Consider the following 20636-nt stretch of genomic DNA (forward strand, 5'->3'; position numbering starts at 1 on the left):
CCCACGCGGCCTCGTCCCCGGCCCTTGTACTTAGATACATTAGTGAACAAACTTTAGCGAGACAGACTCAATACTCTTTGTAGGAGAAAGGAGGGTGCGAGATGGCCATGCAGCAAGAATGGGCCGATAAGGACTATTACGGCGACTTGGGCGTGAGCTCGTCGGCAAGCGCTGCCGATATTAAGAAGGCATACCGCAAGCTCGCACGCGAAAACCACCCCGACTCGAACCCCGGCGACAAGAAAGCGGAGGAGAAGTTCAAGCGGGTGGCCGAGGCGTACGACGTTGTCGGCGACGAGCAGAAACGCAAGGAATACGACCAGCTGAAATCCATGATCAGCTCGGGCGGCTTCGGCCGCTTCGGGCGGGGAGGAGGGTCCGGCTTTCCGGGCGGGTTTCGCGGCACGGAAGCGGAATTCGACCTCTCCGACATCTTCGGATCAGCCGCTGGTGGACAAGCTGGAGACAGCGGCCTTGGTGATATCTTCGGTGGCTTCTTTGGCGGCCGCGGCGGTGCTGGCAGGAACGCTCGGCCGTCGCGGGGGGCCGACGTCGAAACGGAAATAACCCTCGACTTCCGCGAGGCAGCCAAGGGCACGACCATCCCGGTCGAGCTCACCGGCGATGCGCCGTGCACCACCTGCCATGGCTCCGGCTCCAAGGACGGCAAGACCCACACCTGCCAGACGTGCTCCGGCTCCGGCTACATCCGCGAGAACTCCGGCGCGTTCGGCATGGCACGGCCCTGCACGAACTGCGGCGGCACCGGCGAGGTCATCGAGGACCCCTGCACCACCTGCGGCGGCACCGGCACTGTGCGGCGCACCCGGTCGATCACCGTGCGCATCCCCGCCGGCGTGATCGACGGGCAGAAGGTGCGCCTGGCGGGCCAGGGCGAGGCGGGGCCGAACGGCACGCCCGCCGGCGACCTGTTCGTCACCGTGCACGTGCGCAACGACGAGGTGTTCACCCGCTCAGGAGACGACCTTGAGGTCACTGTCCCGGTCGCGTTTTCCGAGGTCGCCCTCGGCGCAACCATCACGGTGCCCACCCTGGACAACCCGGTGAAGGTGAAGGTTCCGGCTGGCACTCCGAACGGGCGCACCCTGCGTGTGAAGGGTCGCGGCATCCCGAAGCGCTCCGGCGCCGCCGGCGACCTGATGGTCACCGTTGAGGTGAAGGTGCCCAAGGACCTGGATCCGTCCGCCACCTCCGCGCTGCGCGCCTACGCCCAGGCTGAGAAAGACTCCGGCTTCGACCCGCGCGCCGGGTGGGCCGGTCTCTAGCCCAGGAAGGAGGTGTAGACGATGGATGAAAAACAGGAGTACTTTGTCATCTCCGTCGCCGCTGAGCTGACCGGCATGCACGCGCAGACGCTGCGCACCTACGACCGGCTCGGCCTGGTCACGCCGATGCGCACCAAGGGTGGCGGCCGCCGCTACTCGCGGCGCGACATCTCCATGCTGCGCCGCATCCAGCACCTCTCCCAGGAGGAGGGCGTCAACCTCGCCGGCATTAAGACGATCATCGAGCTCTCCCAGCAGATCGAGGACCTCCAGGACGAACTGGAAACCCAGCGCGGCCACAACGAGGAGCTGCGCCAGAAGCTGCAGTCCGGCGGGCGCCGGGGTGGCGAGCTCGTGCACGTGCCACGCTCCACCGCGGTGGTCACGTGGGAGCCAGCTGCTTCTCGACGCCGCCGGCGCAGCGCGCGGTAACGCAAAGGTCGAGTCCGGGAGGTCGAGTAGGCCCGTGTTAAGGGGCGAACTCGACCTCCCGGACTCGACCTTTGAACCTCGTGCACGCGCACAACGCCCGCGCGTAGAACACGGTGAGCGCGCGGACTTAACCGCCGAACTCGATGGCCGCGGCGCCGCCGATGTGGCGGAGGTTGGACTTGGCCAGGTTGAACAGACGGCCGACGCCACCTTCAAGGAACGCGGTGCGGGCGCCGGACTTGGTGAAGCCCTTCATCATGTCCCAGGTGATTCCCGGCGGCAGGGAGAGCGCCTCCGGGTCGGTGACGATGTCCACGAGCACCGGGCCGTCGTAGGCCAGGGCTTCCTTGAGCACCGGCTCGAGGTCGTCCGGGTCCTCGATGCGGAAGGACTTAATGCCCACGCCCTTGGCAATCTCGGCGTAGTTGGCCTGCTCGTGGTCGGTGCCGAAGTACGGCATGCCGGCCACCATCATCTCCAGCTTCACCATGCCCAGCGAGGAGTTGTTGAAGCAGATCACCTTCACCGGCAGCTGGTGCAGCTTGATGGTGAGCAGCTCGCCCATGAGCATGCCCAGTCCGCCGTCGCCGGACCAGGAGATGACCTGGCGGTCCGGGAACGCGGCCTGCACGCCGATTGCCATCGGCAGCGCATTCGCCATGGTGCCGTGGAGGAACGATGCGGCCTCGTCGCGCTTGCCGTTCGGGGTGAGGTAACGCGAGGACCACACGTTGCACATGCCGGTGTCGACGGTGAAGTACGCGTCGTCGTCCGCGAGCTTGTCAAGCACGGATGCGGCGAGCTCCGGGTGGATCGGCTTCTTGGACTCGAAGGCCTTGGAGGTGTAGCTCTTCACCACGTGGTCCAGCAGCTGGTAGTGGCGCTTGAGCATCTTGTCCAGGAACTTGCGGTCGGACTTCTCCTCGATGTGCGGGAGGATGTTCTCGATGACGCTCTTGACGTCGCCGACAACCGGATAGTCCACCTTGGTGCGGCGGCCGATGTGGGTGCCGTCGATGTCGATCTGCGCGACGTTCTCGTCCGGCAGCCAGTCGGTGTACGGGAAGTCGGTGCCCACCATGATGAACAGGTCGGACTCTTCCATCGCGTCCAGGCAAGCGCCGTAGCCGAGCAGGCCGGACATGCCGACGTCGTACGGGTTGTCGTACTCGAAGTACATCTTGCCGCGGAAGGAGTGGCCGATGGGGGACTTGATCTTCTCCGCCAGGGCGAAGACCTCGTCGCGGGCGTCGCGTGCGCCGTAGCCGCAGAACAGGGTGATCTTGTCGGCCTTGTTAATCGCCTCCACCAGGCGGGCAGCCTCGTGCGGGTCCGGGTAGACGCGCTTGTTGGCGCCGGTGGCGTACACGGAATCGGCGGTGTGCGGGCCCTCGGCGGTGTCGGCGGCGAAGACGTCGCCAGGCACGACCATCACGGACACGCCGTTGCCGGCCAGGGTGTTCTGCAGGGCGTTGTGGAGCACGCGCATGCCCTGGTCCGCCTCGTGGACTACCTCGCAGTAGGAGGAGCACTCCTGGAACAGTAGCTCCGGGTGGGTCTCCTGGAAGAAGGAGGAGCCGATCTCCATGGTGGGGATGTGCGACGCAATGGCCAGCACCTTCGCGCCGTTGCGGTGGGACTCGTACAGGCCCTGCACGAAGTGGGTGTTGCCCGGGCCACAGGAAGCGCCGCACACGGCGAGCTCGTCGGCGGCCAGGGAATCGGCACCGGCGGCGAACGCGGCGGCCTCCTCATTGCGTACGTGCACCCACTCGATGTCGCTTTGACGCACGGCGTCGGAAAGCGGGTTGAGCGAATCGCCCACGAGGCCGTAAATGCGCTTAATACCCTGATCCTCTAGGCGCTTGACTACTTGTTCTGCGAAATTGGGCATTGTCTACCTATATCTCCTGATTAGTCGTTTCATTCAACGTGCGCCATGGTAACGACATTTACGCAGTTGGGTCGGCGCGCTGTTGCAAGGCAGACAGAAACGCGGGGTCTGTGAAGTAATCGGTGTGCCCGCCCTTCACTCCCAGCACACGCTCGCCGCCCCACCCGATGTACGACGGCGACGAGCCGATCGCCGCCGTCGGTCCGGAGCGCAACATAAGGATCGGGTCTTCGGGGGAATCGACCACGTGCACCGTCGCTTCGGGCCCAGCCAGGGTCAGCTCCGAGACGTGTTCGCCCGAAACACCTGCGCTGCCCAGGATCCACAGATCGTCTGCAAGCAACCCGTGCTGGTGCGCTGCCTTCGTGGCCAAGAGCGTGCCGTAGCTGTGGGAGATCACGGTCTTCTGCGCGTTGGGGAAACGCTCCTCCAACGCGGCCTGGAACATTGCAAGGTCGTCCGCACCGGCGTGGGCGCGGTGGGGCGAGGCTGCGTCCGTGAGCAGCGGGGGAGGGGCGTAGCCCTGCCATACCACCACCGCGGCCCCGGTCTTTTCTGACAGCATCTGGGCTTTCTCCAGCTCGCCCGGCAGCTTCGAGGGTGTGCCGGTGGTCGCGCCCGCGACCATGGTGATCACTCGCGAGGGGTCCGCCGCGTCGCCGACTAGCACCGTGGTCGCAGTCGGACCGGCCTCGAGGATCACGCCGCCTGCGTCGTCTACTGCCGCCATCGTGGACGCCGGCACCGTTTGTGCGTGCCGGGCGTGGAGCGATTCGAAGGACTCGTCCGGGTGGTCGAACAGCGGGTCGTAGTCCTGCTCCTTGCCGGCTGCGCCCAACAGGGTCCGTGACAGCCTCAGATCCAGCATCATGGACATTCCGTTGAGCCACAGCACGACTCGTGAATGGGCGAAGACACCGATGAACTCGGCGGCCTCGTCCAACTGCTGCTGCAAACCGGCGGCGGCGAGCAAGGCCACCGACGCCTGCTCCAGCCGCACAGCACTGGCGGCAAGCGCCGTGTTGTAGCTGGCCAGCCTTGCAGCAGACGCTTCGAACGCGGGTCCGCGGAACCCGGAATCCGCAATGACGGTGGCTGAAAACGGCGCGTGTTCCGCGCGCTCGTGTGCACCCGCTGCCGCCGATTTGGTGGCGGCTGCCGCGGCGAACAATTCGGATGTGGACAGTGCTGGTTTGTACGTCACGGCGTGAGCTCCTTGCCGAATCGGGCGTCCGTCTGCTCCACTTTGGACGCAAATGCGGCGACGTCGTGGAGGTGGGTGTCCAGGCGGGACGTGACATCGTCGACAAGCAAATGCTCAACTTCCTGCAACGATGTGAGCGCGGACGCGGAGCGCGAGGGGCTCAAATGGGCGGTGGGAAGGGTGGTGAAGCTGCGAATGCAGCTGCGAGCGGCGGGTGCGGTGTCTGTGGTCAGTTGAAGAAATGTCATGCAACGAACCATCCGCGAACGCAACAGTCGACGCAATACCCCAATCCGAATCTGTGGATAACTCCCCCAAAACGCACCTAGAGTTATCCACATGAAGATCGCGCTATTGCAAATTGCCGCCGGCGGCGACAAGATGGAAAATTTGGCCGCCATCGAACCGCTGATCCGCGACGCCGCCGCCAAAGGCGCCACGCTGATCGTTTTGCCAGAGGCCGCCAGCCAGGCGTTCGGGCAGGGGCGGCTAGATACGCAGGCAGAGGAGCTGGACGGCCCGTTCGCCACAGGGCTCAAAAAGCTCAGCGACGAGCTCCGCGTCACCATCGTCGCCGGCATGTTCCGCCCCGCGGACACGAACACCGTGGACGGCAAGGAGTACAACCGCGTCTACAACACCGCGCTGATCACCGGCGGCGGGGTGCATGAGGGATACGACAAGATCCACACGTACGACGCCTTCAACTACAAGGAATCGGACACGGTGCGTCCCGGCGACCAGCTGGTCACGTTCGAACACGACGGCGTGACTGTGGGGGTGGCAACCTGCTTTGACATCCGCTTCCCGGAGCAGTTCCAGGCGCTCGCTCAACGTGGCGCGAAAGTGGTTGTGGTGCCCACGAGCTGGGCGGACGGGCCGGGCAAGGTGGAGCAGTGGCGCACCCTCACCGTCGCGCGTGCGCTGGACGCCGGGGTGTTCATCGCGGCCGCTGACCAGGCCCGCCCGGACTTCGAGACCAAGGCCGGGGAGCCTTCAGGGCCCACTGGCGCGGGCCACTCTGTGGTGGTGGGGCCGACGGGCCAGCGGCTTGCGGAGGCCGGCTACGGGCCAGAGACACTAGTGGTGGACATCGACCCGGCGGACGCCACCGAGGCGCGCAAGGAGCTGCCGCTGGCGGAGATTCGGGAGCACAGCGTTATTCGCTGAACCACTCCGGCGCCGCATCGGGGGCGACGGTCTGCACGTCTTGCGCCCCGGCGACCTCCAATGCAGTGGCCAGGCTCACCGCCCGCTCCTGCTGCGCGCACACGATCACCTCGCGGCCCCACCACATGCCGGCGCCAGAGGCCACCTGCTCCAGCGACGCGCCCACACGCGACTGCGCAACCCACGTAATATCCAGCCAGTTTTGGGCCTTGGCCAGCGCCTCCAGCGCAGCGGTGTCGTACCACTCGCCGGGCTCGCGCGCGCCGACGACCAGGTGTACCCCCGGCGGATCGGGCTGCTCCAGGCAGTGGAACACCAGCGCTTTCGCCGCAGCGAAACCGCCCTCGGCGGCGACAAGGAGCAATTGCTTGTCGACGGCCCCGCGCAGCCCACCGCGCGCCGCCCCCAACGTCAGCCAGTCGCCCGGCTCCAACGGAATGTCGCCGGGTACGTGGAACTCCAGCTGCCCGAGCGGGTTGGACGGCATCGCAGGGACCAAGCCGGTCCACTCGCCCGGACGCTTCGGCGACATCACAGGAATGACCTGGCCGGGAGAATACGGAACCGGCGTGCCTGCCTCCAGGCGCACCACCTGCACCTCGCCGTGGGGCGCCACGCTGGTCACCTGGGCGGCGGTGGCGGCGGGCACACCTGCGTAGTCGGCCTGTGAGGCGGTATCGCGCATGAGCTCGGCCGCGTCGGATAGTGCGGTGCGGTCGGCTTCGGCGTCAGCGCCTTCGTCGATAAGCATCTGCACAGCGTTGGGGTACTCCTCAGCCGGAAACCCCGTGCGGCGCAGATCCAGCGCCAGCGCCTTCAGCTCGTCGCGGACTTCCTCGGCGGGGCGTTCGAGCACGGCGAGGGCGGCGCGTAAAAGCAGCGGCGGCATCTCGCGGCTAGGTGGCAGCATCATTTCCGCCTGCGGGTACGCCTCGGAGAAGCGGGCGCGCCACGCGCGGCTGACCTGCGGGCCGTGGGTGCGCAACGTCTGCGAAAAGGGGACGGAAGGCATAAAAACAGGTTACCTAGCGGCTGTGGGCTAAAGTTGCACCCGGTTGAAATGTGATAAGTGGATAGAAAAGAGGTGCTGTGGTGGAATTCACCCCGTATACGCTGCTCACGGACATTGGCTGGATCTCGGTCCTGCTCATCGTCGGCAACATTCTGCGCAATCGGCTGAAGGTGCTGCAGGCGCTGCTGCTGCCTGCCCCGATCACCGCAGGCCTGCTCGGCCTGCTGCTGGGCGACGAGGTGCTGGGCGTGATCCACTGGTCTGACCAGGTGGGCACGTACACCACGCTGTTGATCGCGGTGGTGTTCGCCTCCATGGCGTACTCGATGGAGCTCGGCGGCTCCGTCGCCTCCGGCGCCCGCAACATGTGGGGCTATTCCACCGCCATGTTCATGGGCCAATGGGGTCTGTTCATCCTGCTCGGCCTGTACGTGTTTGCGCCGGTGTTCGGCACCGAGCCGTGGTTCGGCATGATGCTGCCGGTCGGCTTCGTCGGCGGCTTCGGCACCGCGGCGGCCGTGGGCTCCGCACTCGAAGAAATCGGCGTGGAGGGCGCGTCCTCCATCGGGTTCACCTCCGCCACCGTGGGCACCCTGGTGGCCATCGTCGGCGGCGTGATCATGGCCAACTGGGGCATCCGCAAGGGCAAGTCGTCCCAGCTCGCTGGCACCCTGCCTGACGACCTGCGCACCGGCTACATCCGCAACGAAGCGGAGCGCCCCTCCATCGGTAAGGCCACCACCAACCCCTCGTCTATTGAGCCGCTGGCGCTGCACGCCGGCTTCATCGCGTTCACCGTGCTCATCGCGTACATGGTCAACAGCGTGATCAAGGACCAGTGGTCCAACGTGTCCATCCCGCTGTTCGCCATGGCATTCGTTATCGGGCTCATCGGCCGCCTGGTGCTCAAGCTCGTCGGCCGCCCGAACTACCTGGACGGCTCCACCATCAACTCCGTTTCCGGCGCCGCCACGGACTACATGATCGCCTTCGGCATCGCCTCCATCGTGCCCGCAGCACTGGCGGGCTATTGGCAAGCGCTCGTGCTCATCTTCGTGCTGGGCACCCTGTTCTGCGTGGTGTGGATGTTCTGGGCCGGCCCGACATTCTTCGGCGAGCAGTGGCTCGAGCGCGGCCTGTTCGGCTGGGGCTGGGCCACCGCCGCCGTGGCCACCGGCATCGCGCTGCTGAAGATGGTGGACCCGAAACTGAAGTCCGGCACGCTCAACGAGTACGGCGTGGCCTACGTCGGCTTCGCCCCGTTCGAAATCGGCACGACCATCATCGCGCCGATCGCGGTGATCGCCGGCTTTACCGCGATCTTCGGCTGGATCGCGTTCGCGATCGCGGTCGGGGTGGTCGTGCTGGCTTACGTGATGAAGTGGATACCGGTCAAGAGACCGTCGTAAAGCTTGATGCTTATCGACGTCCTTCGGTTTCCTCCCAAACCGCATACACCGCCCGCATCTTGATGAGCCCCCGCGTCACCTCCTTTCCCATCTGATGCACTTCGTCCAACGCGGCGCCCGGGAGGAGCCGGCCGATGAGGTAGTGGAGGATTTTCGCGTCTTGCATCAGCGGGCTATCGGGCGGGGCGACGGTTCTGAGAACGTCCAGCGCGATGACGATGGTTCGCGCTTCCTCGTTGGTGAAGCGCAGCGGGTACACGTAGTGCCCGGGGTCTAACCAATATTCACCGTCGGCGCCTGGCGTGCTTTCGATGCAGTATCCGGCGGATTTGAGCTGGGTGAAGTAGTTGCGGAGGGTGCGCGGTTTGATGCCGGTGAGCTCCGAGAGCTCCCAGCCGGCGAAGCGCTGGCCCCATTGCATGAGTTCGATGAGCTTTAACCCCCGAAGAGCTGGTGGCGTGTGCATGGTTCCCCCTGAAGTTTTTCGGGGCAGGTGTGGTGTTTTTGGAATGTGGCAAATATTTGCCACATTCACTTTTTGGACCCCATCCCCTTGTTGAGCTTGTGCTACGGAAAATTCTACTCAAGGTGAGCTAACCCCGCGCAACTTTTTTGCCGTTGACAGGAACAGACTCAACTTCGTGTGCGTTACACCTAGTGCAGAACAAACATTAGGCAAGAAAGGACCATGGCATCATGGCGAACAAGTACACGCAGAAGACACAGGAGGCCCTGCAGCAGGCGCAGATGCGCGCCTCCGCCGCCGGCAACCCGGAGATGCGCCCGGCACACGTGCTCGAGGCGCTTTTGAAGCAGGAGGACGGCATTGCCGCCCCGGTGCTCAAGGCCACCGGCGTGGACCCGGAGACGGTCGCGCGCGAGGCCGGCGAGCTGATTAGCGGCTACCCCAGCGCGCAGGGACAAAACATGGCCAACCCGGGCATCAACCGGGACCTGCAGGTCGCGCTGAGCACGGCGCAGGATCTCGCGGGCGAGCTTGGAGACGAGTTCGTTTCCGCCGACGTGCTCCTCGCCGGCATTGCAAAGGGCAACGACGACGCCGCTGAGCTTTTGACCAAGCGTGGCGCCACCTTCGAGGCGCTGAAGGAGGCCTTCTCCTCCGTGCGCGGCGGCAAGAAGGTTACTTCCGAGAACCCGGAGGACCAGTTCCAGGCGCTGGCGAAGTACTCCACCGACCTGACCGCACGTGCGCGCGAGGGCAAGATCGACCCGGTGATCGGGCGCGATTCGGAGATCCGCCGCGTGGTGCAAGTGCTTTCCCGTCGCACGAAGAATAACCCGGTGCTCATCGGCGAGCCGGGCGTGGGCAAGACCGCGATCGTGGAGGGGCTGGCCCGCCGCATCGTGGCCGGCGACGTGCCGGAGTCACTCAAGGGCAAGACGCTGATCTCGCTGGATCTGGGCTCCATGGTCGCGGGCGCGAAGTTCCGTGGCGAGTTCGAGGAACGCCTGAAGGCCGTGCTGGATGAGATTAAGGAGTCCAACGGGCAGATCATCACGTTCATCGACGAGCTGCACACCATCGTCGGTGCCGGTGCGTCCGGCGATTCCGCGATGGATGCCGGCAACATGATCAAGCCGCTGCTCGCCCGCGGTGAGCTGCGCCTGGTCGGCGCGACCACGCTGGACGAGTACCGCCAGTACATCGAGAAGGACGCCGCCCTGGAGCGCCGCTTCCAACAGGTGTACGTGGGCGAGCCGACGGTGGAGGACACCATCGGCATCCTGCGCGGGTTGAAGGAACGCTACGAGGTGCACCACGGCGTGCGCATCCAGGACTCCGCGCTGGTGTCGGCGTCGGAGCTGTCCAACCGCTACATCACCAACCGGTTCCTGCCGGACAAGGCCATCGACCTGGTCGACGAGGCTGGTTCGCGCCTGCGCATGCAGATCGATTCCTCCCCGCAGGAGATCGACGAGCTCGAGCGCATCGTGCGCCGCCTGGAGATCGAGGAGATTGCCCTGCAGAAGGAATCCGACGCCGCCTCCGCGCAGCGCCTGGAGCACCTGCGTGAGGAACTCGCGGACCAGCGCGAGCGCCTCGGCGAGATGAAGGCGCGCTGGGAGAACGAGAAGGCGGAGGTGAATAAGGTCCAGTCCGCGAAGGAGGAGCTCGAGCGCCTGCGCAACGAGTCCGAGATCGCGGAGCGCGAGGGCGACTACGCCAAGGTCTCCGAGCTGCGCTACGGCCGCATCCCGGAACTCGAGGCAGAGGTAGCCAAGGTGGAATCCGAGGCCAGCAACAAGACCATGCTGGAAGAGGAGGTCACCCCGGACATCATCGCGGACGTCGTGTCCTCCTGGACCGGCATCCCGGCCGGCAAGATGATGCAGGGTGAGACCGAGAAGCTGCTGAACATGGAGTCCGTGCTCGGCGAGCGCGTCGTGGGCCAGAAAGAAGCCGTGGTCGCGGTCTCCGACGCGGTGCGCCGCTCCCGCGCGGGCGTGGCGGACCCGAACCGCCCGATCGGCTCCTTCCTCTTCCTCGGCCCCACCGGCGTGGGTAAGACGGAGCTGGCCAAGTCGCTCTCGGAGTTCCTCTTCGACGACGAGGCGGCCATGATCCGCATCGACATGTCCGAGTACGGCGAGAAGCACTCCGTCGCCCGCCTGGTCGGTGCCCCTCCGGGATACGTCGGCTTCGATGCCGGCGGCCAGCTCACCGAGGCCGTGCGGCGTCGCCCGTACTCGCTCGTGCTTTTCGACGAGGTCGAGAAAGCGCACCCGGACGTCTTCGACGTGCTCCTACAGGTCCTGGACGAAGGGCGCCTCACCGACGGCCAGGGCAGGACGGTGGATTTCCGCAACACCGTGGTCATCCTCACCTCCAACCTGGGCGCTGGCGGCAACCGCGAGCAGATCATGGAGGCGGTGAAGCACCACTTCAAGCCGGAGTTCATCAACCGCCTCGACGACGTGGTGGTCTTCGACCCGCTGAGCCAGGACCAGCTTGTCGGCATCGTGGACATCCAGCTTGAGGGTCTGGCCGAGCGCCTCGCTGCCCGCCGCCTGATACTGGCCGTGTCGGATTCCGCGAAGTCCTGGCTGGCCGAGCGCGGCTACGACCCGGCCTACGGTGCCCGCCCGCTGCGCCGCCTGATCCAGCAGGCAATCGGCGACCGCCTGGCCAAGAAGCTGCTGGCAGGTGAGATCGTCGACGGCGACACCGTCCACGTGGACGTCGCCGACGGAGGCGAGGGCCTGGACGTTGCCGCGAGGTAGATAATGGGTGCATGACCCAACTCGTGCACACTCCGGAAGCGCTGGTTACGGCGCTTCCGGCCGGCCCCATCTCCCTCGTGCCCACCATGGGCGCGCTTCATAGCGGCCACCTCGCCCTCGTCCGCGCCGCTAAAGCGCTGGGCAATCCCGTGGTGGTGAGCATCTTTGTCAACCCGCTGCAGTTCGCGCCGGGCGAGGATTTGGAGGCGTATCCGCGGACGCTGGCCGAGGACGTCGCAAAGCTTGAAGCGGAAGGCGTCGACGCTGTCTTCGCGCCTTCCGCTGAGACGATGTACCCGCATGGCCCGCGCACGACGATCCAGCCCGGTCCGCTCGGCACGGTGCTGGAGGGCGCGACCCGGCCGACGCATTTCGCGGGTGTGCTCACGGTGGTGGCGAAGCTGTTCGCCCTGACCGGCGCCGCGGACGCGTTTTTCGGCGAGAAGGATTACCAGCAGTTAGCGCTGATTCGGCAGATGGTCGATGACCTGCACCTTCCCGTGCGTATCCACGGTTGCCCGATCGTGCGCGACACCGACGGCCTCGCGCTTTCTTCGCGCAACCGTTACCTCTCCGCCGAGGAGCGCGCCACCGCCCTGGCCATCCCGCGGGCGCTGGCCACCGGCAGCCTCTCGGAAGCACAATTGCTTCTCGACGCCACCGAAGGACTCCACCTCGACTACCTCGTTGCCACCGCCCCCGACATGTCAGATCTGCCAGAGGGGTACACGGGGCCGGCGCGCCTGCTCGTGGCGGCGAAGGTCGGATCGACGAGGCTGCTGGACAACGCCCCGATCGAGCTCTAGCGCGGCGGCGCGTTCCCGCTGCATCACCGCTGCATCACCGCTGCATGCCTCACGCCACTTCCGCCCGCCCCGATTCGCAAACCCTGGGAACTTTAGCCTGGGAATGGCCGATTTTTGCGCGAACCCAGGGTTTGGCTCCCAGGGTCTACGCAAAGTAGCGCCGACCACCCCCGCACCCGCCTAGAACGCGTGCTCCGGCCCCGGGAACTCCCCGGTGTGCACGGCGCGCTTGTAGTCGGCGGCCGCGGCGGCCAGATCCGCGCCCACCGAGCCGAACTTCCGGACGAATTTCGCGCGGTGGTCGCCGGCGGGGATATCCGCCATGTCGTGCCAGACCAGCACCTGGGCATCGGTGTCTGCACCTGCGCCGATGCCGACGGTCGGGACGGGGCACGAGGCGGTCAGTTCCGCCGCTAAGTCCGCGGGGACCATTTCGAAGACCACCATGTCGGCGCCGGCCTCGACGACCGCGTTGACATCGTCACGCAGCTGATCGGCCCCGGCGTCGCGGCCCTGGACCTTGAACCCGCTCAAGTTGTCCACGGACTGCGGGGTGAAGCCCACGTGGGCGCATACCGCTAGACCTGCGTTTTTCAGTGCCCGGATGCGCGGGGCGATCCGCACGCCACCCTCCAGTTTCACCATGTGGGCGCCGGTGCGGCGCACGAGGTCGGTGGCGGTGCGGACGCATTGCTCGTCGCTAGCCTCGTAGCTCCCGAACGGCAGGTCCATGATCACCAGCGCATTGCCTGCGCCGCGCACGACGGCCGCGCCGAGGAACGCCATCTCGTCCACGGAGACCTGGTTGGTGGTGTTGTAGCCGTAGACCACGTTGGCCGCGGAGTCGCCGACCAGGAGGCATTCGATGCCGGCCTGGGAAAGCACCCTCGCGGTGGCGTAGTCGTACGCGGTGAGCATCGCCCACTTCTCGCCGTCGGCTTTCTTGCGCGCGAAATCAGCGACGCGCACTTTTTTGGTGGGGGCAAGGTATCCAGTCACGCATGCAGTCTAGGCCGACACTGCTATAGCCCGGCCAAATACCAAAATGTTATCTGCGGCTCCATTCGCAGTTCGACGTGATCTGTACCATATGATTTGTAACTGTATTTTTGTCGGAAAGGAGTTCCCATGTCCACCCCAACAGCAATGCGCGCGGCAGTGGCCGAACAGTTCGGTCCCAGCGTCAATGTCAAAGAGATCGATTTGCCTAAGCCGGGCCCGTTTCAAGCACTGGTGAAGCTTCACGCTTCCGGGATCTGTCACACCGACCTCCACGCGGTTGAAGGGGATTGGCCCGTCAAACCGCAGCCGCCATTCGTGCCGGGGCACGAGGGCGTGGGCGAAATTGTGGAGCTCGGGCCAGGAGAGCATTCGGTGAAGGTGGGCGACATGGTTGGCAATGCCTGGCTGTGGTCCGCGTGCGGTGAGTGCGAGTTCTGTCGCACGGGGCGTGAAACGTACTGCAAGCAGGCGGAATACGGCGGATACACCCAGAACGGCTCGTTTGGTGAATACATGCTGGTGGACACCCGCTACGCGCCGCGCATCCCTGAAGGGGCGGACCCGGTTGAGGTTGCTCCGATCCTGTGCGCGGGCGTGACTGTGTACAAGGGCTTGAAAGAAGCGGACACCAAGCCTGGGCAGTTCATGGTGATCTCCGGTGTTGGCGGACTCGGCCACGTTGCGGTGCAGTACGGCGTGGCCATGGGCATGCGCGTCATCGCTGTAGATATTGCGGACGACAAGCTTGAGCTGGCCAAGCAGCTGGGCGCCGAGTTCACAGTGAACGCAAAGACCACGGATCCAGGCGAGGCGGTGCAGGAGTACACCGACGGTGGCGCTCACGGCGTGCTGGTCACCGCAGTGCACCCGGACGCGTTCGGGCAGGCGATTGCGATGTGCCGCTCCAACGGCGCCATCGTCTTCAACGGCCTGCCGCCGGGGGAGTTCCCGGCGCCGATTTTCGACATTGTCCTGCGCGGCATCACCATCCGCGGCTCCCTGGTGGGCACCCGCCAGGATATGGCGGAAGCGCTGGACTTCTACGCGCGCGGCGAGGTTAAGCCGCACGTGACCGCTTGTGAGCTGGATGATGTCAACGAGGTGTTTGAGAACATGCGCAACGGCAAGATTGCTGGCCGTATGTCGATCAAGTACTAGACTGCCCTGCATGCAGGCATCCACCACTATCCTCACCCGCGTTGCAATCCCGGGCGTTGAGAGCGAGCAGCTGCAGGCGCACCAGATTGGGCAGAATCATTTTGTGGTGGCGAGCGTTCCGTTCGTGGATACGACGCTCGCGATGGGCGACATCGTTGAGTGCGTGACGGTGGGCGGGGCGTTCCATGTGGACCGCGTGGTGGTGCGCGGCGGCGCGTCGACGGTGCGCGTGCTGCCGGAGGATCCGGAGGGACTGGACCCGGGTGATATCGCCGGCACCCTGCTGGCGTTCGGTTGCCGGGTGGAGCTCGGCCCGGGCGGCATGCTCGCGGCCAGCATCGGCGCGGACTGTCCGCGTGAGGGGATCACCGAGTGGCTCAGCGGTCTGGAAGAGCAGGGCACGATCCAGCTCGCTCCCGGGTACATGGCGTAAAACACCGTTACACTTGCGGCCATGAGCGTGTTTGTCTCCGCCGCTGAACTCAACGAGCGAATCCAGACTGGCCAAAAACAGACCATTATCGCCGCGCTGTGGGAGCCGAAAGACGGCAAAGCGTGGTCCAAATTCCAATCTGAGCACATCCCGACGGCGCTGTACTGCGACCCGTCGGTGCAGCTTGCCGGCTTGCCCGGCCGCGCGGTGGGCCGTAACCCGATGCCTGGCCTCGACGTTGTCAGGAAAGCAGCCGCGAGCTGGGGCATCGAGGAAGGCCGCCCGGTGTACATCTACGACGGCGGCAATGGCCTGTTCGCCGCCCGCGCATGGTGGATTTTGCGCTGGGCGGGTGTGCAGGACGTGCATATTCTCGACGGCGGCTTCGCCACCTGGGACGGCGAAGGCTTCCCCACGGTCGCGGGCCCGGGAGGCATCGTCGTCCCGCGCGGCGTCGAGCTCACCGAGGGCAACCTGCCGTCCGCCACGATGGCAGACGTCAGAGCATTTGAGGGATTGCTTATCGACGCCAGAGGTGCCCGCCGTTTCCAAGGCCTCCGCGAAATCCTGGACCTGCGCGCCGGGCACATCCCGGGTGCGCGGAACTTGCCGGTGAACGACCTGTTCGATCCGGAGAGCCACAAGGTGAAGGACACCGACACGATCCGCGACCGCTTCTCCCAGCTGGGGGTCACCCAGAACACGGACCCGGCCGGCGTGATTACCTACTCCGGCTCCGGTAACCACTCCGCGCTGCTGCTGGCCGCGATGGAGCACGCCGGCCTGCCGCTTTTGACGCACTACGTGGGCGGCTGGTCCCAGTGGAGCGCGAACCGCGACAACCCGGTGGCGACGGACATTTAGTGTCGGGCCGCGCGGTAGCATAGTCCGCGATGGTCATCCTGCTGTTCGTTCTCGCACTCGTGGCGCTGCTCGCCGCCGTGGCGCTGTTCGCGTCGGACTCCCGTGAGCGCAGCACACACTCCGAAAAGCCCGCCAAACCCGCCAAGCCCAGCAAGCGCGCCCGCCGCGCCTGGGCCCGCGAACACGGCTATGCCTTTGCTTCCAGCGACGACATGTTGGCGAGCGAGTGGTCGCGCGGCGCCGCCGCCGGGGGAGCGCCCGCCCGAAACGTTGCCACCGGCGCCGCCTACGGGCACGACGCGCATGTGGCGGACCTGGGTGAGGCCACCGTCATCGCCATGGGCACCGGCGCCGAGACCAGCGCGGTGGTGGATTTCCGCCGCACGGATTTCGCGGCGGAAGGCTCCGACGACCTGGTGGAGCTGGACACGCACCATGGGTTCACGTGTTTTGCGACGCAGGCGGGGGCGGGCCGTAGGTTCGTCGATAAGCGAGTGCTCACCGCCCTCGAACAACTTCCCGCCGCCGTGCAGGCAGTCTGGTTCGAGGGCGCGTGGGCGATTGCCCAGCTGGGCCGCGACGCTACCCCGCAAGATTGGGACGCCACCCTCGCGCCCCTGGCGCTGCTCGCGGACGCGGCCCGGACGCTGCCGCCTATCGACGACACCCCGCTGAACCTCCCATTCCCCACCCGCGAAATCCCAGGACACGCCCCCGCGGCAGTACCTGAGGCGGAGGACGAGCCGGTGATGCAGCGCCCGGAGGATCCCGTGGAGCTGCCGACGCGCACCACCGGCGGCGAGCGCGGTGAGGTGGCAGACCACACCATCGGCGGCGACGACGTGGAAGCCATCGCGGGCGACGAGCGCCGCGTGGTGGACCTGACCCGGGTACGCCGCATGCAGGGCCCGAGCTCAATTTTCGACGACAAGGAGTAAAACGATGAAGGAAAAACTCGCTGAGCTGGTCAAAGAGCTGGCAGTGGTGCACGGCAAGGTGACTCTGTCTTCGGGCAAGGAGGCGGACTACTACGTGGATCTGCGCCGCGCGACGCTGCACCATGAGGCCAGCCCGCTGATCGGCCAGCTGCTGCGCGAGCTCACCGAGGATCTGGACTTCGACGCCGTCGGCGGCCTCACCCTGGGCGCCGACCCGGTGGCCACCGCCGTCATGCACGCCCCCGGCCGCCCGATCGACTCGTTTGTGGTGCGCAAGGAGGCGAAGAAGCACGGCATGCAGCGCCGCATCGAAGGCCCGTCCATTAAGGGCAAGCGTGTGCTGGTGGTCGAGGACACCACCACCACCGGCAACTCGCCGCTAACCGCCGTCGAGGCTTGCCGCGAGGAGGGCGCCGAGGTGGTCGCCGTGGCCACCGTCGTCGACCGTGCGACCGGCGCCGACCAGGTGCTCCGCGACGCCGGCCTGGAGTACCGTTTCCTCCTCGGACTCGAAGACCTGGGCCTTGCCTAGCTCGTCTGACGGGGAGCTCCGCGGACCCACCGAGTGGAACGAAGGCCGCCACGGCGTCGGCCCCTGGGAAGGGGAGTGGCCCGATGACCCCCGCCTGGACCCGGAGTTTCTCCGCGACGGCGACCGCCGCAACGTCGTCGACGCGTACCGTTACTGGTCGCTGGACGCCGTGGTGGAGGACCTTGACCAGCGCCGGCATCCGTTCCACGTGGCCATCGAGAACTTCGAGAACGACATGAACATCGGCACCGTGGTGCGCACCGCCAACGCGTTTTTAGCCCGCGAGGTGCACATTGTGGGGCGCAAGCGGTGGAACCGGCGCGGCGCGATGGTCACGGACCGCTACCAGCACATCCGCCACCACGAAACGGTCGCGGACCTCATGGAGTGGGCCGCCGCGGAGGGCATCCCGGTGGTCGCCATCGACAACACCCCCGGCTCCGTGCCGCTGGAGACCGCGGAGCTGCCCCGCGAGTGCGTCCTGCTGTTCGGGCAGGAAGGCCCGGGCGTGACCGAGGCTGCCCAAGAGGCGTCGGTGATGACCTGCTCGATTGCCCAGTTTGGCTCCACCCGGTCCATCAACGCGGGCGTGGCCGCCGGCATCGCGATGCACGCCTGGGTCCGCCAGCACGCGGACCTCTCCCAGGCCTGGTAGCCGCGCCCCGTCCGCCCGAGTTTCGCAAAACTTTACATGCGTCAAAACTTATAATCTTTTGACCTGCACGTTAAAAAGTGGACGACCGTCCCAATTGTCAACTTTTGCACGTTTCGTTTAGGCGCCGCCACCCACAACCCCAAAAACCCGCCAGAACCGGTGAAGCGAAACCAACGTGTCTGGCAATATAGGTACGAACCGTTAGAACCCGAGGAGTCCCCCTGTGCCGGAAACGTGGGCGCACCGCGCCGACCTGGCTGAATCTGCCGTAAATGAGCGCCACGCTCACAAACTCTGGGGCCTGCCCAAAACCAACCTTGCCGTGGTGACGTGGCCGCCGGGCCCCAAGGACCGCTTCTTTTGGCATTGGCATTACTGGTGGCAGGCGCAGTATCTGGACTGCCAGGTTGATGCCGCCACCCGCCGGGAGACCAAGGCCCGCCGCCGCCGGATCGCGGACACGCTGCGCGGGGTGCAGCGCCGCAACCGGGGCAAGCTGCTCACCAACGTCCACTACGACGACAAGGCGTGGTTGGCATTGGCATGGAACCGTGCGACCCACATCGGCGGGATCAAGCGCAACCGCCACTTGGACGACCTGGAGTTCGACCTGCTCGCGGGCATTGACCCGGTCACGGGTGTCCTGCCCTGGCGGGGCGGTGAGACGTTCTACAACGTGCCGTCGAACGCCACCGCGGCGCTGCTGTTCGCCCGCACGGGCCGCCTGGATAAGGCGCGCGAGATCGTGGACTGGATCTTCGACAATCTGGTGCGTGAGGACGGCCTGCTCGACGACGGCATCCGGATGCGCATGAGCGGACCGGAGGTCGTCGATAAGATCTACACCTACAACCAGGGCACAGCGCTCGGAGCGAGCCTGGAGATCGCACTCGCGCTGCGCGAGGACGTGGGCCTGGCGCACGACGAGCAGATCGATTCCTTCGTCTACTCGGAGCGTGCGGACGCGTCGATGTTCTACATCACCCACATCCGCGCGATTGTGCAAGCGGTTGCCCTGCACCTGGCCACCCCGCAGGGCGTGCTGCTCAGCCCGCCGGAGGAGTCGGGCGAAGGCGACGGCGGCCTGTTCAAGGGCATCCTCGCGCGCTACCTGGCGGAGGTTGCGCTGCGGTTGCCGGAGGATTCGAAGGAGAACATCGCCACCCGCAAGATCGCGGCACGGCTGGTTATGCAGTCGGCGGAGTCCCTCTGGTCGCACCGCTTGGAGGTCGACGGCCTGCCGGTGTTCGCCGCGGAGTGGACGCAGGATGCGAAGTTGCCGCACAACTACGGGCTCGGGCCTTCGTCGATAAGCGAGGCGGTGGGGCTCGTGCGTATCGACGAGCGCGACCTGTCCGTCCAACTGTCCGGCTGGATGCTGCTGGAGGCGGCGGCGAGGGTGGCTGCAGCGCAGGCGTAAAACGGGCATACTAGGGGCGTAACTGCAACCCCTAGCAGGAGGATTTCCATGCCTATCGCAACCCCCGAGGTTTACAACCAGATGCTGGACACCGCCAAGAAGGGCGGCTTCGCGTTCCCGGCGATTAACTGCACCTCGTCGGAGACCATCAACGCGGCGATCAAGGGTTTCGCGGAGGCGGAATCTGACGGCATCATCCAGTTCTCCATCGGCGGTGCCGAGTTCGGCTCGGGCCTGGGCGTGAAGAACAAGGTTGCGGGCGCGAAGGCGCTGGCGGCGTTCGCGCACGAGGTGGCGCAGCACTACGACGTCAACATCGCCCTGCACACCGACCACTGCCAGAAGGAAGTGCTGGACGACTACGTCCGTCCGCTCATCGCCATCTCCCAGGAGCGCGTGGACCGCGGCGAGCTGCCGCTGTTCCAGTCCCACATGTGGGACGGCTCCGCGGTGCCGATCGACGAGAACCTCGAGATCGCCCAGGAGCTTCTGGCCAAGGCCCACGCGGCGAACATCATCCTCGAGGTGGAAATCGGCGTCGTCGGCGGCGAGGAGGACGGCGTTGAGGCGAAGGCCGGCGCGAACCTGTACACCAACGAGGCCGACTTTGAGAAGACCGTCGACGCCCTGGGCACCGGCGAAAACGGCCGCTACCTGCTGGCCGCCACCTTCGGCAACGTCCACGGCGTGTACAAGCCGGGCAACGTGAAGCTGCGCCCGGAGGTCCTGGACATGGGCCAGAAGGTCGCCGCCCGCAAGCTCGGCCTGGACGAGGGCGCCCAGCCGTTCGACTTCGTCTTCCACGGCGGCTCCGGCTCCGAGAAGGAGAAGATCGAGGAGTCCCTGCGCTACGGCGTGATCAAGATGAACGTGGACACCGACACCCAGTACGCGTTCACCCGCCCTGTCGCGGCCCACATGTTCTCCAACTACGACGGTGTGCTCAAGATCGACGGCGAGGTGGGCAACAAGAAGACCTACGACCCGCGCTCCTACCTGAAGAAGGCTGAGCAGGCCATGTCCGAGCGCGTCATCGAGGCGTGCCAGGACCTCCACTCCGTGGGGAAGTCCGTGTCCAAGTAAGCACTCCTTGCTTATCGACGAAACCTCCGGCCCTCCCCGGAGGTTTTCCTTTTGCCTTGTTTCGGCCTGGTGCGAGCCACCCCCTGGTGCGAGCC

General features: G+C 65.9%; 20 protein-coding genes. 14 read left to right on the forward strand and 6 right to left on the reverse strand.

From position 1 onward, the window contains the following. Nucleotides 1-101: 101 nt before the first annotated feature. Nucleotides 102-1286 carry a molecular chaperone DnaJ gene (gene dnaJ, locus HMPREF2791_RS03760; protein WP_070472074.1) on the forward strand — a complete coding sequence of 395 codons (1185 nt, stop codon included), beginning with the start codon at nt 102-104 and terminating at the stop codon, nt 1284-1286. Nucleotides 1287-1307: 21 nt separating this feature from the next. Then, the gene (locus HMPREF2791_RS03765; RefSeq protein ID WP_070472076.1) at nt 1308-1718 is read left to right on the forward strand and encodes a heat shock protein transcriptional repressor HspR; all 411 of its coding nucleotides are present in this window, start codon (nt 1308-1310) and stop codon (nt 1716-1718) included. Nucleotides 1719-1845: 127 nt separating this feature from the next. Here the strand turns inward: HMPREF2791_RS03765 and HMPREF2791_RS03770 are convergent, their stop codons facing one another. From HMPREF2791_RS03770 to HMPREF2791_RS11750, 3 genes are read right to left on the reverse strand one after another with little or no spacing between them, the layout of a single operon-like run. Beyond that, nucleotides 1846-3612, reverse strand: a complete 1767-nt coding sequence (locus tag HMPREF2791_RS03770) for a pyruvate dehydrogenase (protein WP_070472085.1) — start codon at nt 3610-3612, stop codon at nt 1846-1848. Nucleotides 3613-3670: 58 nt separating this feature from the next. Further along, nucleotides 3671-4816: an alpha/beta hydrolase gene (locus HMPREF2791_RS03775; protein WP_070472088.1), complete on the reverse strand. Its 1146-nt coding sequence runs from the start codon at nt 4814-4816 to the stop codon at nt 3671-3673. Further along, a complete protein-coding gene (locus tag HMPREF2791_RS11750) occupies nt 4813-5064 on the reverse strand; it encodes a hypothetical protein (RefSeq protein ID WP_141741245.1) in 252 nt (83 codons plus the stop codon). The genes HMPREF2791_RS03775 and HMPREF2791_RS11750 overlap by 4 nt, the downstream gene beginning before the upstream one ends. Before the next feature lie 91 nt (nt 5065-5155). On the opposite strand from HMPREF2791_RS11750, the gene HMPREF2791_RS03780 reads away from it, so the two are divergent. Further along, nucleotides 5156-5986, forward strand: coding sequence for a carbon-nitrogen hydrolase family protein (locus HMPREF2791_RS03780; RefSeq protein ID WP_070472090.1), 831 nt, complete (start codon nt 5156-5158; stop codon nt 5984-5986). On the opposite strand, the gene HMPREF2791_RS03785 is transcribed toward HMPREF2791_RS03780, so the two are convergent. Next, a complete protein-coding gene (locus tag HMPREF2791_RS03785; protein ID WP_070472093.1) occupies nt 5976-6998 on the reverse strand; it encodes a ferredoxin reductase domain-containing protein in 1023 nt (340 codons plus the stop codon). The two genes, HMPREF2791_RS03780 and HMPREF2791_RS03785, sit on opposite strands and share 11 nt — an antisense overlap. 80 nt (nt 6999-7078) lie before the next feature. On the opposite strand from HMPREF2791_RS03785, the gene HMPREF2791_RS03790 reads away from it, so the two are divergent. Then, on the forward strand, nt 7079-8407 hold the full coding sequence (locus HMPREF2791_RS03790; protein ID WP_070472145.1) for a sodium/glutamate symporter: 1329 nt from the start codon (nt 7079-7081) through the stop codon (nt 8405-8407). A 10-nt stretch (nt 8408-8417) separates the two neighbouring features. On the opposite strand, the gene HMPREF2791_RS03795 is transcribed toward HMPREF2791_RS03790, so the two are convergent. Then, on the reverse strand, nt 8418-8873 hold the full coding sequence (locus HMPREF2791_RS03795; RefSeq protein WP_070844428.1) for a hypothetical protein: 456 nt from the start codon (nt 8871-8873) through the stop codon (nt 8418-8420). 230 nt (nt 8874-9103) lie between these two features. On the opposite strand from HMPREF2791_RS03795, the gene clpB reads away from it, so the two are divergent. Next, entirely contained in the window at nt 9104-11650 is a 2547-nt protein-coding gene (gene clpB, locus HMPREF2791_RS03800; RefSeq protein ID WP_070472096.1) for an ATP-dependent chaperone ClpB, read from the forward strand. Nucleotides 11651-11661: 11 nt separating this feature from the next. Beyond that, nucleotides 11662-12456: a pantoate--beta-alanine ligase gene (gene panC, locus HMPREF2791_RS03805; RefSeq protein ID WP_070844430.1), complete on the forward strand. Its 795-nt coding sequence runs from the start codon at nt 11662-11664 to the stop codon at nt 12454-12456. A gap of 180 nt (nt 12457-12636) precedes the next feature. Here panC and panB read toward each other — a convergent pair whose 3' ends face one another. Next, the gene (gene panB, locus HMPREF2791_RS03810) at nt 12637-13455 is read right to left on the reverse strand and encodes a 3-methyl-2-oxobutanoate hydroxymethyltransferase (RefSeq protein WP_070844431.1); all 819 of its coding nucleotides are present in this window, start codon (nt 13453-13455) and stop codon (nt 12637-12639) included. A gap of 129 nt (nt 13456-13584) precedes the next feature. On the opposite strand from panB, the gene adhP reads away from it, so the two are divergent. The 8 genes from adhP (at nt 13585) to fbaA (ending at nt 20541) form a co-directional block, all read left to right on the forward strand. Further along, complete coding sequence (gene adhP, locus HMPREF2791_RS03815) at nt 13585-14616, forward strand: alcohol dehydrogenase AdhP (protein ID WP_070844433.1); 1032 nt, start codon at nt 13585-13587, stop codon at nt 14614-14616. A gap of 10 nt (nt 14617-14626) precedes the next feature. Further along, nucleotides 14627-15049 (forward strand): DUF4265 domain-containing protein, encoded by a 423-nt coding sequence (locus tag HMPREF2791_RS03820; RefSeq protein WP_070844435.1) that lies wholly within the window; start codon nt 14627-14629, stop codon nt 15047-15049. A 21-nt stretch (nt 15050-15070) separates the two neighbouring features. Then, on the forward strand, nt 15071-15913 hold the full coding sequence (locus HMPREF2791_RS03825; RefSeq protein WP_070844436.1) for a sulfurtransferase: 843 nt from the start codon (nt 15071-15073) through the stop codon (nt 15911-15913). 29 nt (nt 15914-15942) lie between these two features. After that, the gene (locus HMPREF2791_RS03830; RefSeq protein WP_083327879.1) at nt 15943-16851 is read left to right on the forward strand and encodes a type III secretion system chaperone family protein; all 909 of its coding nucleotides are present in this window, start codon (nt 15943-15945) and stop codon (nt 16849-16851) included. 4 nt (nt 16852-16855) lie between these two features. Further along, nucleotides 16856-17383, forward strand: coding sequence for an orotate phosphoribosyltransferase (gene pyrE / locus HMPREF2791_RS03835; protein ID WP_070474921.1), 528 nt, complete (start codon nt 16856-16858; stop codon nt 17381-17383). Further along, on the forward strand, nt 17376-18038 hold the full coding sequence (locus tag HMPREF2791_RS03840) for a TrmH family RNA methyltransferase (protein ID WP_070844437.1): 663 nt from the start codon (nt 17376-17378) through the stop codon (nt 18036-18038). Before pyrE ends, HMPREF2791_RS03840 begins: the two co-directional genes overlap by 8 nt. Before the next feature lie 223 nt (nt 18039-18261). Next, entirely contained in the window at nt 18262-19458 is a 1197-nt protein-coding gene (locus HMPREF2791_RS03845; RefSeq protein ID WP_070844439.1) for a glycoside hydrolase family 76 protein, read from the forward strand. Nucleotides 19459-19506: 48 nt separating this feature from the next. After that, entirely contained in the window at nt 19507-20541 is a 1035-nt protein-coding gene (gene fbaA, locus HMPREF2791_RS03850) for a class II fructose-bisphosphate aldolase (RefSeq protein ID WP_070844441.1), read from the forward strand. The last annotated feature ends 95 nt before the right edge of the window (nt 20542-20636 follow it).

The sequence above is a fragment of the Corynebacterium sp. HMSC034A01 genome, assembly GCF_001838175.1.
Taxonomy (GTDB): Bacteria; Actinomycetota; Actinomycetes; order Mycobacteriales; family Mycobacteriaceae; genus Corynebacterium.